The sequence below is a fragment of the Euzebya tangerina genome, from assembly GCF_003074135.1.
GTDB classification, from domain to species: Bacteria; Actinomycetota; Nitriliruptoria; order Euzebyales; family Euzebyaceae; genus Euzebya; species Euzebya tangerina.
On the sequence record NZ_PPDK01000001.1, the window covers coordinates 2,047,451 to 2,063,003 of the forward strand.

Below are 15,553 nucleotides of genomic sequence, written 5' to 3' on the forward strand. Positions count from 1 at the left end.
TTCGTCTTCATGCGTGGTTGCCTTCGTTGTGTGCGATGTGGACCAGGGCGTCGCCTTGGTTGACGCTCGGGTCCAGGTTGAGGCCGATGACCATGCCGTCGGCGGGCGCGTTGATCTGGCCCAGCCGGCCACCGAAGGAGTCGTGGATGCGGCCGAGCGACGCCCCCTTGTCGACCCTATCCCCGAGGTCGACGGCCAGCTGCATGAGACCGGATCGACGGGCGCGGACCCAGCGGGACCTGCGACTGATGTAGGGCGTCGGGGGTGTGCGGTCGAATGCCTCGCTGACCATGTCCAGGGCAGCCATCACCGCGAGGACGCCATCGGTCCCGGCCACGATCGCCGTCTCGTCGTACCGCCACGCCTCGCCGCCCTCGTAGAGGAGCACCGTCGCGCCCGCCTCGGTTCCCGCTTGACGGAGCGACCCGTCTCGGGTTGCGGCGTGCATCATCAGCGGCGCCCCGAAGGCGTCGGCCAGCGCCCGGGTGGTGGGGTCGTCCAGGTTGGCTCGGATCTGTGGGAGGTTCGTCCGGTGGCCCGAGCCGGTGTGCAGGTCGATGCCGACCGTGCAGCGGCGAACGATCTCGGTCATGAAGATCTTCGCGATCCTGCTGGCCAGCGACCCGCGGGACGATCCGGGGAACGACCGATTGAGGTCCCGTCGATCGGGGAGGTAGCGGTCGCCGCTGAGGAAGCCGGGGACGTTGACGATGGGGACGGCGATGACCGTGCCGTGCAGGGACCGGGGGTCGAGTTGGGCGAGGACCCGGCGGATGATCTCCACACCATTGACCTCATCCCCGTGGATGGCACCGTTCAGCCAGATCGTCGGACCCTCGTGCCGCCCGTGGACGGCCAGCACGGGCAGCGAGATCGGGGAGCCGCTGACCAGCTTCGTGATCGGGATCTGCGTCCGGGCCTTCCGACCTGCCTTCACGACGGCGTCACCGATCTCGAAGACCGGTCGGCTGGCCCGCCTCGCCGGGCTCACGAGCGACCGCCTCGGCCACGATTGCGGTCGCGGACGTCCAGCGGCGGGCGGCCCTGCAGGTAGGAGTGGGCAGGATCGATCAGGAACGTGCCGCTGAGCGCTTTGCGGCCGAGCAGCATGCGAAAGCCCATGTCGTAGCGGCGGGCCAAGGTGAGGTCCGCCTGCACCGACCGCGGGCCCACCCCGATGGTCGTGCGCACCACCGGGCGCAGCGACAGCTCGCCGTTGGATGAGCGGATCTCCCGATGTTCGAGCACCGGCGCGGTCACCCGGACCGGGTCGGCGTCGCTGTCCTGCCACGGGTGGATCTCGAATGACACCGTTTCGATGCCATCGGGCATGCTCACCTCGAGCTCCGTCGCATGGATCGCCGACGTCCGCGCGCCGGTATCGACCTTGCACTTGATCCAGGGGATCCCGAGGTCCGGGAGGCTCACCCACTCCCGCCAGCCGACGGTGCCCAGACCCGATGCGCTCGCCTCACCCATCGCTGTGCTCACGCGGAGGACCGTAGCCGGGATCGCAGCCGCTCGGCGTCCTCACGCCAGGTCGTGGCCTGCTCGTGGTCGCCCGTGAGCTCGGCGAGGTCGGCGGCGACCGCGGCGACCGGACCGTAGGAGCAGGTGCCCTGCCAGCAGACAAGATGGGTGTACGGCGCCAGCGCCGGGAGTACTCGCGCGGCCCGGGCCTGGTCCTCCAGCGCGGCGGCGGACGCGCCCAGGGAGAGCACACCGGCCAGCCAGGCGAAGTCGCGATGGAGGCCGCTGACGGTTCCGTCGTCGGTCACCAGGGCGTCGAACCACGCGCCGGCGAGCTCAGGGTCCTCTGCCGCCACGATCAGGCTGCCGGCCGCCTTCCAGGCCGGGATCTCCGGCTGGTCCTCGACGATCTGCCGGATCAGGGCGGCCAGTTCGCCCAGACGGCTCTGCTGCCACCGCAGAGCGAACAGCTGCCCCGACCAGGCCGACATGGCCCGGGTCGCCGCGACCGTGAGGCCCACGTCGAAGGCCTCGGTGTTGCGCGCCTCCGCCGTGGCCAGGTCGCCGTCGATCGCGGCCAGCGCGGCCGCTTGATACGCCACCGACCACGTCCGTCCGACGTTGCCGGCGAAGGGCAACAGACGTTGCGCCTCGGCGTGTGCGTTCCGCAGTGACGGTCCATCCGCCTGCATGATCGCGATCGAGAACGACAGGTGGGCTGCCTCCCACTCGGCGACGGGATCGCCTTCGGTCAGCGCGGCCTCGAGCAGCCGATCGCGCGCGGCGACCCGGCGATCCAGGTCGTCGACGTGGCCGAGGGCCATGTAGGCGTACGGCAGGACGTCGCAGGCCACGCGATCGTCCTGCCCCTCGAGGAGCTGTTCGGCAGACAGGAAGAGGGCACGACACCGGTCGGGGTCCCCCGCCATCGAGTGCAGGATGCTGGAGGTGGCCTGCAGGCGAGCCAACCACCCGGGGTCGGTCTCCTGGTCGAGACCTCGCCCGGCGACGGCGACCGCCCGCGCCTGGACGCCCCCGGGGTCCACTGCCTCCCCCAACTGCACGGCAGCCACCAGAGCGCGGCGGCGAAGGTCCACGTGCCCGGTCTCCATCGCCTCCTCCGCCAGGTCGAGCAGGGAGGTGGCGTGTCCACTCTCACCCGCCAGCCGTGCGCTGTCCGCGGCTTCGAGTTGAAGATCCAGGACGGCCAGCCGGTCGTACTGGTGCGACTCGGCCAGCTGCGCCGCGGTCCGAAACCACTCCGCAGCGTCGGCGTAGGCCTGCCGGGTGAACGCCTCGCGCGCGGCCGAGCCGGCGGCGCTCACCGCGGCGTGTGGGTCCAGCTCCGCTGCTCGCACCAGGTGGTGGGCTCGCTCCGGAGGACTGGTCGTTGCCTGCCCGATCGCGTGGTGCAGCTCCAGCCGACGTCCGGGCGGGATCTGGTCCCGGGCCACCCTGCGGAAGAGCTCGTGGCTGAAGCGGATCTCGCCCGGCGCCACCTCGACCAGCACCCCGGCGGCGATGAGCGGATCCATCCGTCCGACATCGGTGATGGCCCGGAGGACGGTCAGGTCCAGCGGGTCGGCCATGACCGCGGTCGCGTCGAGGAGTGGGCGGGTGTGCGACGGGAGCTCGGCCAGCCGGGCCTGCAGCAACGCGACGAGTCCAGCGTCGAGCGGGTCCTGACCGTGGTCCTCCCCAGGTCCGGCGACCATCTCCTCCGCGGCGGTGTGCTCGAGCAGTTGCCGCGCGTAGAGCGGGTGGCCGCCCGTGCGATGCCGCAGCCACTGCGCCACCGCCTCGACGTCCTCGGTGGTGATGTCCGGTCGACTGGCACCGACCAGGTCCGCGAGGGCATCGGAGTCCAGTCCGGCCAGCGGGATGTGGACGGCGTCCTGCATCGCTGCGGCGTCCTTGCCACCATCGCGGGCGGCGAAGACGGCCGGTGTGCCCGACTCCCGCAGCGCTGCCACCAGGATCGAGCGTGTCGTCGGACCGGCGCGGTCGATGTTGTCGATGAGCACGACCGTGTCCGGGAGTCGGACCAGTGCGGTGGCGATCGCACTTGCGGTGCGGGTCGCCATGCTCCCGGGACGGCGAAGGCGTCCCCGGGCCGGGTCCGCCTGCACGTCGTGGCTCTCCGTCGGATCGGCGGGCAGGCCCAGCGACAGCAGCGTCGGACGCAGGTGGTCCATCAGTTCGTGGACCGGGCCCAACGCCCGCCATGGGTTGGTGTTGCACTCGACCGTGATGCACCGGCCCTTCCACCCGCCTCGGATCATCCGCAGCAGCGAGGTCTTTCCGATTCCAGCCGGCCCGGTCACCGCGACCTGCTTGCCGGAGGAGATCGCTGCCAGCGCGTCCTCCACCTCCTGCGTCCGGCCGATCCTGAGCGATCCGCCGACGTCCCCGGTAGGACCGGATGAGCGCAGCATCTCGGCATGCAGGCGGGAGAGCTCCGGCCCGGGTTCGGTCCCGTGCTCCTCCACCAGCTTCCGGCGCGCCGAGTGGAAGGCGTCCAGCGCTTCGGTCCGACGGCCGGCCCGGTCGAGGGCCACCATCAGCAGCTCCCACCGTCGTTCGTGGGTTGGCGTAGCCTCGAGGAGGCCTCGCAGCTGGCTGATGGCCGGATCCAGTTGCCCCAGCTCGAGCAGCGCGAGCGTGCGCAGATCGAGGAGCTCATCGACCTCCGCGTCCAGTCGGGCAGCAACGCCCCGAGCCACGGTGTCGTCGAGGTCGGGGAGCGCCGGGCCCACCCCGATGGCCGTGCCGCGGTTGGCCGCCTCGAGGGCGGCTGCCCACAGGCCGTGGGTCCGGGCCTGGCGGGCGTCCTCGAGCTCCGCCGTGAACTGCTCCAGGTCGGTGCTGACGTGGCTGGCCAGCCGGTATCCCTCCGGTCCACGGATGAACACAGCGCGGCCGATCTTGGCGCGCAGCCGTGAGAGGTGGTTGTGGAGTGAGTTCCGGGCCGTGGCCGGAGGATCGCCGTCAGGCCACAGGGCGTCGGTCAGTCGGGCTTCCGGGACCGGGGTCCCGTGGTGAAGGGCGAGGGTGCCAAGAACACGCCGTTCCCCGAGGGTCAGCGCGATCGCTCGGTCATCTCCGGTTGACCGTTCCAGCCGGAGTGTCCCGAACATGATCACGTGCAGCGACGGGCTGGGCATTCTCCGTAGCGTAGCGTGGTCGATGCGCCGTTAGTGCCTCGTTAGCGAGGGCGGTCGGGTGAGACCCCTAGGTGTCGGATCACACGACTGACGACGCGCCCAGCCACGCTCCCCACGTCGCCAGCTCCGCCCGGACCTCCTGGGTCTGCGGTGAGATCCCGGCCACCAGCGGTGTGAACTGCTGGACCAGCAGCTCACCGGCCGTGCGGTCCAGCTTCAGGTCCACCAGTGCGACGAGCTCCTCGCCCAGCAGGAACGGCAGGGCGTAGTAGCCGTACTGCCGCTTCTCCTTCGGCACGTAGATCTCGATGCGGTACTCCAGGTCGAACAGGCGGGCGGTGCGCTCCCGGTTCCACACGAGGGGGTCGAATGGGTTGATCAGTGCGGCGGCGTCCACCCGGCGCGGGATCACCAGGTCCGGGTCGGCGTACGTCGGCTGGTCCCACCCCTCCACGTCGACCCGCACCACGCGTCCGGCGTCCGCCAGCTCCTCCATCTGCCGGCGGGCCGTGGGTACGTGCTGCCGGTGCCAGTCGGCCGCATCGGCCGCCGTGCCGACGGCCATGGCCCGGATCGCCCGTACCAGCAGGTCCTTCTGCGCCGCGTCCGGTGCTGGCACCGCTGCCTCGATGATCGCAGCCGGCAGCACCCGCTCGGCCAGATCGAAGTGACAGGTCATCCGGTCGTCCCGCCAGCTGATCAGGAGGTCACCGCGGTGGTGGAGGTAGTCCAGCGCCGCCCGCCCGAGCGACCGGCTGGACTGCCCGGCCCAGGTCGGGTGACGGCCGCCGGTGTCTGACAGCTGCGCCGCCGTCAGCTCGCCGTGGTCTCGAATCTCGTCCAGCACCTGATCGACGAAGGCTGCGTTCTCCTCGTTCCCAGCTCGCCAGCCCCGCCAGCTGGTGGTGTTCGCCCGTCGGTGTGCGAGCAGCGGCCACAGCTCGGCCGGGCCGGTGGCGTCGACGTGAATCCACCCCTCGTAGACCTCACCGGACCGCCAGATGTACCGATCCAGAGCGTCGGTGTCGTAGGGGCCCAGCCGACTGGCGAACACCTGATGGTGCGCTCGCGCGACGACGTTGATCGGATCGATCTGGACGACGCCGACATCGCCGTAGACCCGGCGGAAGTGCCGCGAGTCGATCCGCCCGCTGGGGCGCGGGCGTGCCAGCCCGAGCGCGGCGATCGTGGCGCGCCGCGCCTGAGACCGCGTCAGACGGCGCATGGCCGCGTCCCGAGGTCACGATCGTGCAGAAACGCCCGCAGGCGTTGGTCTGGCCCCGATCGTGCACCGTGGCGGCGGCGAGGCGGCAGATCAGCAGCTCTCACGCCGTCACCAGTCGGTCCAGGTGATCGCAGTCGATCCACGGCGCTGGCGGGGCCACCGTGAGCTCGGCCAGTCCGAGGAGCGCCTGATCGTAGTTGACGCGCCATCCAGCCCAGTCGCGCCACGCCTGGTCCCGATCCTCGCGCAGGGGTACACCCGCCTCGTCCATGGCCTCCCACGCCTCATCGAACTGCTCACGGGTGATCGAGATCGGGTCATCCGGCGCAGGATCGTGGTTGACCGGCAGGTCCATGAACGCCGCGACGCGGCGGAGCGCCAGGAAGCCGGCCCGGATGCAGATCTCCGCTCGGGGCATTCGGATCATCTGCCCGTCCCGGGTCTCGAAGCCGTGCTCATCCAGGCCGGCGCGATCCAGATCGACGACGGCCGCCACCATCGCGGCTGCGTCGAGCACGGCGCCCGCCGAGTTCACCCAGGAGTGCCGCGGGTCCGGAGAGCGGAAGAAGACGAGCGCCGGCAGGTCAGTGTGCGACTCCGCAAGCTTGGCAAACCACCGCTCCCACTCGAGCCACACCGTCTCCGTCTCGCCGAACCCGCGGATGCGGTGGTAGCGGATCATCATCTCGACGGCGCTCGGTGGTATGCCACCGGAGACCTCGAACAGCGAGACCTGGTGCTCGCGCTCGCTGAACGCCGCGTACATCGAGGGCAGGTAGGTGACCAGCAACAGCGCCAGCACCGACATGGACATCGCGGCCTCGAGGAACGACAGCAGGATCGGGCCGAACCCGTCGGGTCGCTCGAAACCGAGCGTGGTCAGCGATGACCCGGACACGGTCAGCGCGGTGACGAACGAGCCGCCCTGCATGGCCCAGAACAGCAGCGCGAAGCCCAACCACGCGATCGTCAACCAGACCAGGGGGAGCAGGAGCAGGCAGACCGGCGCGTAGTGCGCCATCAAGCGATCCCGAGCGGTGAACGTTCGAAGGGTCCCCACGCCCAGATTGAACAGGACCCGCACGGTCTGGAAGACCAGCCCGACGATGCGGACGGGTTCGCCCCGCGGCAGGACGACCGTGCGGAGGGCGGACATGAAGACACCGACGACGACGGCGCATCCCAAGACGCCAGCCAGGACTCGGAGGGCAAGCACGGGCCGCAGTCTGCCACCTGACTGCGACAGGGCGGGGTCAGCGAAGCGGGACGGCGTACCGGATGACGGAGGCGGCGGAGTCTGGCAGGTACGCGGGGCCGTAGATCTCGAGGTCCGGGCCGCTGCTGTGCCGCTCGTCAGTGCGAGGCAACCACGAGCCGTAGATGTAGTCGATGGTGTGGTCGAGGTCCGTCGGAAGGCCACGATGATCGAACACCGCCCACCGACCCGCCGGTACCTGACGGCGCACCATCCCGGCGGGGGTGGACGCCAGTGGGGCGTCGACGCCGGCGACGTACTCGAGTCCCTCCCCGCTGTGCTCCTCATCCGAGATCAGCCCGATCATCGTCCCCGTGTCGGCACCGGCGACCTCCTCAGCTCGGGCCACGAAGCCGGCCCACAGGTCGGCCAGGCTGACCCCGAGTGTGTTGCGCTGCCGATCGCCCAGGTCATATCGCGTGGCCTGGCCGACCACCGTCATCGCCGGGCGGTCTTGGATAGTCGGGACCGTAGAGATCTCGTCGGAGGTCACGTGACTGAGGTACGCGAGGTTGATGGGCGGGCGCCGCAGGACCTCCCGGGCGCGGTGGCCGTGACGGAAGGCAGACGGGGTCATGCCCATGACCGACTTGAACGCACGGGCAAAGCTCTCCTGCGTCTCGTATCCCGCCGCGAAGGCGATGTCCAGGATCCGCAGATCGGTCGACTCCAGCAGATCGAGGGCGTGGCTCAACCGACGTGCGCGGACGTACGCCTTCACGGTCTCGCCGGTCACAGCCCGGAACGACCGCTGGAACGTGCTGTGCCCCATGGCGGCAGCCCGGGAGACCTCGCGCAGATCCAGGTTGGTGTGGAGGTGAGCCTCGATGAAGTCGACGGCGGCCTGGATCTGCCGGGCGAGCTCGGTCACGGTCCGAGCTTCAGCCGTCGGTCGGCACGTCGAAGAAGCCGGTCATCGAGGTCAGCATGCCGCCAGCGGAGTAGGTGGCGTGGGAGGCACCGGTGCCCGCAACGGTCCCGTCCGCGGCCACCATGTTCCACTCCGCCAGCGACTGGGCGTGATGGGCTGCGAAGCCGGTCACTTCGAACCCACCGCCGGGCAGGAGATCTTGGAAGTCATCCATGTACGCCCCGATCTCGGCGTGGCCGGTGGCTCGAGTCGTCGGGTCGGTGTAGACGCAGTCGGGGGCGAGGAGTTCCACCATGGCGGCTTCGCGCTCCGCCGGGTCCGTCATCGACCACAGCTGGCTGTAGCGCTCCCAGACCTGGTGGGCGTCGGTGGTGCGTGTGGTGGGCATGTGGCACTCCTTGTCATCTCGGTGGGTGTGTCACCGCACCGTATGGAGGCCGGAGGAGCTGCCTCTGACCGTTTGTGCCGATGTGTGACGCGCGGCCGCTGGTCAGGAGCGTCGGGCCAGCACCACGCCGAAGTAGCCGCGCTCGTCGGTCTCGAAGCGGTCGACCGTCATACCAGCGGCTGCAAGCCGGTCGGCGATGCACTCACGGGTGAACTTCGCCGATATCTCGGTGAAGATGCCCTCACCTGCCTCGAACGTCACGTCCAGGTCGAGGTCCTTGATGTGAACGGCCATCGCCCGTGACGCGCGCAGCCACATCTCGATGCGGTTGTAGTCCTCACGCCACGTCGCCACGTGCTCGAACTGCTCGGGCTCGAAATCGGCACCCAGCGTCGCGTTGATGTTGTGCAGGACGTTGCGGTTGAACGCTGCGGTCACACCGGAGGCGTCGTCGTAGGCCCGCACCAGCACCTCGGGGTCCTTGACCAGATCGATGCCGAGGAGGAACGCGTCGTCTCCGTGGGGTGCCAGCATTGCCGCCACCTTCTGCAGGAACGGCACCTGCGCGACCGGCTCGAGATTGCCGAGGGTCGAACCCATGAAGCTGACCAGCCGACGGCCGGTGCGTGGCACCTGACCCAGATGGTGGTCGAAGTCGCCGACGATGCCGTGGACATCCAACCACTCGTAGTCGGCCTGCAGCGCCTCGGCCGCCCCGACGACCGCGTCCTCGCTGACGTCGAACGGCACGTACAGCACCCGTCCGTCGCCCCGATCACGCATGGCCTGCAAGAGCACCCTGGTCTTCTCACTGGCCCCGGAGCCGAGCTCGACCAGCTCGTCCGGCCGGACGTCCGCGATGACCTGCGAGGCGATGCGCCGCAGGATCGCCGTCTCCGTACGCGTCTGGTAGTACTCCTCGAGCTCGGTGATCTCGACGAAGATGTCGCTGCCGGAACCGTCGTAGAAGTACTTCGGTGGCAGGGTCTTCGGCGTCGCGGTCAGTCCCTCCCGGACATCCCGGCCCATCTGGGTCTGGTAGTCCTCATCGACGGCGATGCGGGTGAGTGAGAAGTCGGTCACGGGTTCGGCTCCTGTTCGGCGCGGGATACGTCGACGGCCTCCCCGGCGGCCACGCGGCGCCACGAGAGTCGGGGGTCGAGTGGTTCGGAGGCCACGTAGGTGTGGTCTTCGGCACGATGGACGTAGAGGGAGTTGGCCTGCTCCTCGACCACGGCATTGACGACGGCGATGCCGGTGTGGTCCGCCAGAGCCAGCGTCAGTCGGGCCGTCTGGCCGGCCGCTCGAACGATCTTGGCTGCCCGGTCGGTGGCCTCCTCTGCCGCCTGGACGAGCCCCGCACCGGCGCGGTGGGCGTCGGCCGCCAGCAGGAAGAGCACGGCTGAGTCGCCGATCACGTCAAGCGTCGAGAAGGCCTCGTCGGACAGCTCGGCGACCAGGTCTCGTGCCACGTGCTGCCTGAAGCCGGAGATCCACCCGTTGTGGGTTCCGGCCAACTCGCCGGCGACGAACGGGTGGACGAACGTGGTGCCGTGACCGATGCCCGCGGTCGCGGAGCGGACGGCACCGAGCATCACCGGTCCACCGAGCCGCGGGGCGAGGTCCAGCAGTTGCGAATCGGCCCAGGGCGGTGCCGTCGTCCGGTACCGCAGGGGGCGTGGATCAACGGCGCCGGTCGGGTCCGGCCGATGGTCGAACCAGACGATGGAGGTGCCGTCGACGTTGACGTGGGCCCCCACCATCTCCTGCGGCATGTAGGCCTGCTCGGAGAGACCGTGTGGCTGGTCGTACAGCAGCGTGGCCAGCGGCCGGGTCGGGCCGACGTAGGCAGCTATCCGACACACCTCTAGCGCACCTGCGGCCGGACCGGCCGGCCGTCCCGGAGGTCGTAGGCGACGCGGACGCCGGAGAAGATCTGCCGGCGGTACGGGTGGTCCCAGTTCCGGAACGTCGACCGGGCCACCGAAGCTCGCGTGGCCCACGACGCGCCGCGGAGGACCTTCCAGTCGCCGCCGAAGAAGACCTCGGAGTACTCGGGGTAGGGAAAGGTCCGGTAGCCGGGGTAGGGCTCGAAATCAGAGCTCGTCCACTCGTAGCTGTCACCCAGCAGGTGCTCGACGCCGTACGCGCTGGCACCGTCCGGGTAACTGCCGACCAGTGAGGGCCCCCACAGCGTCCGGTCGATGTTCGCCAGGTCAGGGGTCGGAGCCACATCGCCCCAGGGATAGGGACGGGAGGAGCCGGTCGCCGGATCGTGAGCCGCGGCCTTCTCCCACTCCACCTCCGTCGGCAGCCGTCCGCCCGCCCAGGCGGCGAAGGCCTCGGCCTCCCAGAAGGTCACGTGCTCCACCAGTTCGCGTGGATCGAGCGCCGACACGCGGTTGAAGCGTCGGATCGCCCACTCACCGTCGGCCGTTTGATACCAGCCCTGCGGGGCGGTGTGGCCCTCGGTCTTCAGCCACTCGCGCCCGCGCTCGCTCCACCAGTCCGGGTTGCGGTAGCCGTGGTCAGCGACGAAGGCGGCGAATCGCCGGGCCGTCACCGGGAACACGTCGATCGCAAACCCTGGGACGGACACGGTGCGCCGCGGGCGCTCGTTGTCGTAGGCGGCGACCGCGGCATCGCGGGCCGCCCGGGGCGCCGATGGAGCAAGATCGGCTGGGTCCGGAGCGCCGAGGGCGAAGGGGCCGGCGGGCACGACGACCGTCTGGAGGTCGTCGACCTGCCGTGCCGAGCGGAGGACCCGCCTCGTTGCGGGCAGGTAGATCCGCAGCCTCGGGTCGTCGGCGTCGGCCAACTCCTCGGCGTCGTCGCCGTGGGTCTCTCCGCGCAGGTCGAGGGCCTGCAGCATGGTCTCCTGATGCTGCGCCTCGTGCTGGGCGACCATGTGGTAGACGAACCCGTCGCGGACGAGCGGGTCACCGTCGACCAGGTCGGCGTCAGCCATCAGGTCGAGCGCGCGACCACGAACCTCCGCGATGTACTCGGTGGCCTCGCGCCGAGGCAGGAGGGGCAGGTCGGCCCGGGTCCAGCGGGGGTTGTCGAAGGGGTTGTAGACGGTGTCGAGGCGCTGATCGCTCAGCGAGTGATCGCCCAGCCCCCTGAGCAGCCACAGCTCCTCGAAGTTGCCGATGTGGCCGAGGTCCCAGACCAGCGGCGACATGATGCGGTGGGGTTGGCGGGCCATCTCCTCGTCGTCCAGCGGGTCGAGCAGCGTGAAGGTCCACTGCCGTCCGGCGTGCAGTTGCTGTCGGAGGTGGCGTCGGAGCGGATGGATGTCGGTTGCGGTCATCGGGAGCCTCCGGTCAGGAGCAACGGCTCGGCACAGGCGTCCATGACGGCGGCCGGACCGCTGGCCTGGGCATCGCGGAGCACGTCGGAGGGGGCGCGTCCCCGCAGCGTGAAGGTGTCGAGGAACTGCTCCGCGACCGCGACCTCGGACGGTGACACCGTGGCCGACCCGAGCCGGCGAGCAGCACGTGCAGCGGTGGTCCACACCTCGACCGCCATGGCACACAGCTGCGGGTCCCACAGACCGAGCCGCGACGACCGGTCCAGCAGTTCGGGCAGCGAGCGTTGGTGCGGCCCCATGACCCGCTGGGCCACGTTGCGGCACTCCTCGTCGTAGAGCAGGCCGGCGTAGAGCGTGGCCGGCACCGAACGCCACGCTGCCGGCAGCGCATCGACGCTGCGGATCTCGAGGACCCCTCCGTGGTCGCCCGGTCGCACGCGGACCTCATGGAAGAGGGTGGTCAGATGGTTTGCCGCATCGGCCATCGAGGGGCGTCCGTGCACCTCGTGCCCCTCCTCCAGCCACCGCTCGAAGGTGAAGCCGGGTTCGCCGGTGCTCCCCCGGTCGTTGCGCCGCACGAGGACGACATCAGCGCACAGGGCCGCATCGAGCAGCACGTCGACGGGGTTGGTGTTCTCGGTGTCCAGGTCGGAGGCGACGAAGGCCGAGGGGATGCCGGTCCGGGTCGGGTCGAGGGCGCCCCAGACCACCGCACGTCCGCTGATGGCACCGGGGACGGGACTGTTGGCGAACGTGGCCGTGGCCAGCGGGGCGACCAACTGCGCCACCCTCCAGCGCTGCGCGGCTGTCTCGCCCGAGCCCAGATCGAGGTTGACCTGGATCGACGCGGTGCCCGTCATCATCAGGTGTCCGTGCGGCGAGCGTCGCCCGAAGTAGGCGTGCATCGCCGGGTAGCGGGTGCCCGTCAGCTGCTGCTCGACGTGATTGCCGAGGGGGTCGAGGCCGGCCGAGAGCAGCGCCACGCCATGTGATCCGGCGTGGGCGGCCAGCGCCTGGACGGTCTCGTTCAGGTCGGCGATGGCCGCTCGGACGCCAGTCCTCGGTGGTCCGGCGTACTCCACCTGCCCGCCCGGCTCGGGGAGCAGTCGGCCACCGGACGCGGTGTGCCAGACCGGCATGTGGCCCGGTCCGTGTGGGTGGACTTCCTCGCCCCTGGGGGCGGGAAGTCCACCCACCCCAACTGGGCGGGCACCCTCCCGCTGGACACCGGCCAGATCGTCCAGCAGATGTGTGAGGTCGACCAGGCTCAGTCGAGCGCCGTTCCGGGTGACCGGGAAGAACTCCACCTCGAGCCCGATGGCGCCGTCTGCACCTCGTGGCGGTGTCGCGTCGTCGGCGTGGAAGGTTGCCTCGATCAGGGATCGCAGGGCCGCACGGCTGGCGGGCAGGTCGTGCTGGCCCACGGATCTCCTCCGGCTAGTCGGCATGGCCTGCGGGGTCAAACCCAGGTGCCGGTCCCATTGTTCCGTCGCCAGGAGAACGGCGGCTGGCGACCAGATGATCTGCGGATCAACTGGCTACGGGGCGCGAACCTCTTTGATGGTCACATCGAAGGTGGCCCCGGTGGGTCCGACGTAGGAGACGGTGTCGCCGACCTTGCCACCCAGCAGCGCTCGGCCCATGGGGCTGGTCTGGCCCACCACGTCGACCCCTCCCTCGGGACGGTCCTCCATCGAGCCGACGAAGAGCTCCTCGATGTCGCCGTCGTCGTCGATGGTGACGATCATCCCGACGGCGACTTCGCCGGAGGCCACGTCCACCTCGCTGATGGTGGCGTTGCGAAGACGAGTCTCGATCTGACGGATCCGGTCCTCGTTCAACCCCTGCTCGTCCTTGGCAGCGTGGTACTCCGCGTTCTCCTTGAGATCGCCGTGCGCACGGGCGACCTCGATCCGCTTGGTGATCTCCTCGCGGAGTTCGGTGGACCGGTACTTGAGGTCAGCCTGCAGCCGCTCGAAGGCGTCCTGGGTCAACACTTCAGTGTTCTCGTCCATCAGCCGGAGTCTAGGTGGAGTGAGCGACAGACGCCCTCGTCCGAGGCCCAGCAGTGGACCGATTTGGCAGAATGGACGGCATGCCCGAGCTGCCTGAGGTCCGCGCCCACGCCGAACGGATGACGGCGGCGTTGGCGGGGGACACCCTCAGCAAGGTGCAGCTGATCAGCTTCTCGACGCTGAAGACCTTCGACCCGCCTATCGACGGCGCGGTCGGGACGGGGCTGGATCACGTGCGGACGCGTGGGAAGCTGATGATCCTTGACTTCGGGACGACGGCCCACGTGGTGCACCTGATGCAAGGCGGGCGGCTCAAGCCCGATCCGAAGGTGGCGAAGAAGCCGCGAGGGGGAATGGTCCGTTGGTCCTTCGAGCGCGACGGCGCCTGGCTGCTCACGGAGGCGGGGACCGAGCGCAAGGCCGGTGTCTGGGCCGTCCGCGGGACCCCCGAGGAGCAGGAGCCACTCGACCATCTCGGGCCCGAGGCCGACGAGGTGGACGTCCCCACGATGACCCGGCTGCTGGGCGAGCACTCGGCCCGGCTCCACACCTTCCTCCGCGACCAGCGCATCATGGCCGGCGTCGGTCGGATGTTGGCCAACGAGATCTGCCACCGGGCCAAGCTCTCCCCGTTCGCCCAGACCGCCTCGATGGGTGAGGAGGAGGCCGCGGTGATCGTCGAGGCCACCGGCGCGGCCATCGACGATGCGCTGGCAGCTGAGCGGGCTCGCGACGACATGAGCTCGTCGAAGGAGCGACCGTCACGTGTCCACAACCGCACCGGTGAGCCCTGCCCCGTGTGTGGGGACGAGGTCCGGTCGGTGGAGTACCGCGCGTACACGGTGTGCTACTGCGCGACCTGCCAGACCGGCGGAAAGGTGCTGGCAGACAACACGACCAGCAAGTTCCTGAAGTAGCCGTCGCTCACGCGGACGTCAGGACGGCAGGTCCGCCAGCCAGCGCCCGACCTCGTTGTTGATCGCCTCCGGCACGTCCTCCTGCACGTAGTGCAAGCCCTTGCCGAGCGGGCGGATCGTCAGGTTGGTCGCGCCGTCGGCGATCAGGGCGACCTCGCTGGTCTTGAAGATCATCCCGGGGTCTGCGTGGAGCAGCAGCTTCGGCACCGCCGAGGTCTTGAACCAGTCGTAGTTGGCTGCGACGACCTCGTGGACGTCGGCCGGTTCGCCGTCGAAGGGGATCTCCCGCGGCCACCTGGCGATCGGCCGGCGGCTCTCGGCGGTGGGGAAGGGCGCGAGGTAGGTGTCGCGCTCCTCCCCGGACAGCGTGCGGGCGGTCATCCGTGGCATCGCCACGGTCAGGAAGAAGCGGTTGCGGACGTTCAGCCAGTCGCCGATGCGCGGGTGGCGCATCGCCTTGAAGAGCAGTCGCTCCTGCAGGTTCGCGGCGGACCAGGAGACGGGCTTGACGACGGCCTCCATCACGACGATGCCCCGAACCCGGTGGGCATGGCGGCGGGCCCAGGACAGGCCCAGCGCCCCACCCCAGTCGTGCAGCACGAGCACGACTCCGTCCAGGGCGAGGGCATCCATGAAGGCGTCCACGTACCGCTCGTGGTCAGCAAAGCGATAGGCGAGATCAGGCTTGCCCGACTGGCCGAAGCCGATCAGATCTGGGGCGATCGCCCGCCCGTATCGGGCACTCGACGGCAGGATGCGGCGCCACAGGTAGCTCGACGTCGGATTGCCGTGGAGGTGCACGATCGGCTGTCCCTCACCCATCTCCACATGGTGCATGTGTGAGTCGAGTACGGGGGTGCGGTGGCTGGAAGGCGCCGTGGTCGTCATCGCCGATCACTCCTTTTGCAACGATCGTTGTGAAAGTGGCCGGTAAT

General features: G+C 69.8%; 14 protein-coding genes. 1 reads left to right on the forward strand and 13 read right to left on the reverse strand.

Translation table 11 applies throughout. The annotated features are described in order from the left end of the window. Nucleotides 1-7: 7 nt before the first annotated feature. The 12 genes from C1746_RS09460 to greA form a co-directional block, all read right to left on the reverse strand. Nucleotides 8-991 carry a succinylglutamate desuccinylase/aspartoacylase family protein gene (locus C1746_RS09460; RefSeq protein ID WP_205711789.1) on the reverse strand — a complete coding sequence of 328 codons (984 nt, stop codon included), beginning with the start codon at nucleotides 989-991 and terminating at the stop codon, nucleotides 8-10. Continuing rightward, on the reverse strand, nucleotides 988-1,491 hold the full coding sequence (locus C1746_RS09465; protein WP_205711790.1) for an ATP-dependent zinc protease family protein: 504 nt from the start codon (nucleotides 1,489-1,491) through the stop codon (nucleotides 988-990). Before C1746_RS09465 ends, C1746_RS09460 begins: the two co-directional genes overlap by 4 nt. Then, nucleotides 1,488-4,634 (reverse strand): ATP-binding protein, encoded by a 3,147-nt coding sequence (locus C1746_RS09470; protein ID WP_116714361.1) that lies wholly within the window; start codon nucleotides 4,632-4,634, stop codon nucleotides 1,488-1,490. Before C1746_RS09470 ends, C1746_RS09465 begins: the two co-directional genes overlap by 4 nt. Nucleotides 4,635-4,713: 79 nt before the next feature. Beyond that, nucleotides 4,714-5,859, reverse strand: a complete 1,146-nt coding sequence (locus C1746_RS09475) for a winged helix-turn-helix domain-containing protein (RefSeq protein WP_116714362.1) — start codon at nucleotides 5,857-5,859, stop codon at nucleotides 4,714-4,716. Between the two features lie 100 nt (nucleotides 5,860-5,959). Beyond that, nucleotides 5,960-7,075 carry a hypothetical protein gene (locus tag C1746_RS09480; RefSeq protein WP_205711791.1) on the reverse strand — a complete coding sequence of 372 codons (1,116 nt, stop codon included), beginning with the start codon at nucleotides 7,073-7,075 and terminating at the stop codon, nucleotides 5,960-5,962. A 37-nt stretch (nucleotides 7,076-7,112) separates the two neighbouring features. Further along, nucleotides 7,113-7,985, reverse strand: a complete 873-nt coding sequence (locus C1746_RS09485; protein ID WP_116714363.1) for an AraC family transcriptional regulator — start codon at nucleotides 7,983-7,985, stop codon at nucleotides 7,113-7,115. Nucleotides 7,986-7,995: 10 nt separating this feature from the next. Then, nucleotides 7,996-8,373 carry a nuclear transport factor 2 family protein gene (locus C1746_RS09490; protein ID WP_116714364.1) on the reverse strand — a complete coding sequence of 126 codons (378 nt, stop codon included), beginning with the start codon at nucleotides 8,371-8,373 and terminating at the stop codon, nucleotides 7,996-7,998. A gap of 102 nt (nucleotides 8,374-8,475) precedes the next feature. After that, complete coding sequence (gene egtD / locus C1746_RS09495) at nucleotides 8,476-9,456, reverse strand: L-histidine N(alpha)-methyltransferase (RefSeq protein WP_205711792.1); 981 nt, start codon at nucleotides 9,454-9,456, stop codon at nucleotides 8,476-8,478. After that, nucleotides 9,453-10,238 (reverse strand): class II glutamine amidotransferase, encoded by a 786-nt coding sequence (locus C1746_RS09500; protein ID WP_116714365.1) that lies wholly within the window; start codon nucleotides 10,236-10,238, stop codon nucleotides 9,453-9,455. The genes egtD and C1746_RS09500 overlap by 4 nt, the downstream gene beginning before the upstream one ends. A gap of 2 nt (nucleotides 10,239-10,240) precedes the next feature. Then, nucleotides 10,241-11,686 carry an SUMF1/EgtB/PvdO family nonheme iron enzyme gene (locus C1746_RS09505; RefSeq protein ID WP_116714366.1) on the reverse strand — a complete coding sequence of 482 codons (1,446 nt, stop codon included), beginning with the start codon at nucleotides 11,684-11,686 and terminating at the stop codon, nucleotides 10,241-10,243. Further along, a complete protein-coding gene (locus C1746_RS09510; RefSeq protein ID WP_162867573.1) occupies nucleotides 11,683-13,110 on the reverse strand; it encodes a glutamate-cysteine ligase family protein in 1,428 nt (475 codons plus the stop codon). The genes C1746_RS09505 and C1746_RS09510 overlap by 4 nt, the downstream gene beginning before the upstream one ends. Before the next feature lie 114 nt (nucleotides 13,111-13,224). Next, nucleotides 13,225-13,701, reverse strand: coding sequence for a transcription elongation factor GreA (gene greA, locus C1746_RS09515; protein WP_116714368.1), 477 nt, complete (start codon nucleotides 13,699-13,701; stop codon nucleotides 13,225-13,227). A gap of 80 nt (nucleotides 13,702-13,781) precedes the next feature. Between greA and C1746_RS09520 the strand changes: the two genes are divergently transcribed. Next, nucleotides 13,782-14,618, forward strand: coding sequence for a DNA-formamidopyrimidine glycosylase family protein (locus C1746_RS09520; RefSeq protein WP_162867574.1), 837 nt, complete (start codon nucleotides 13,782-13,784; stop codon nucleotides 14,616-14,618). Between the two features lie 18 nt (nucleotides 14,619-14,636). Here the strand turns inward: C1746_RS09520 and C1746_RS09525 are convergent, their stop codons facing one another. Continuing rightward, nucleotides 14,637-15,506 carry a haloalkane dehalogenase gene (locus C1746_RS09525; RefSeq protein WP_116714370.1) on the reverse strand — a complete coding sequence of 290 codons (870 nt, stop codon included), beginning with the start codon at nucleotides 15,504-15,506 and terminating at the stop codon, nucleotides 14,637-14,639. Between the last annotated feature and the right edge of the window lie 47 nt (nucleotides 15,507-15,553).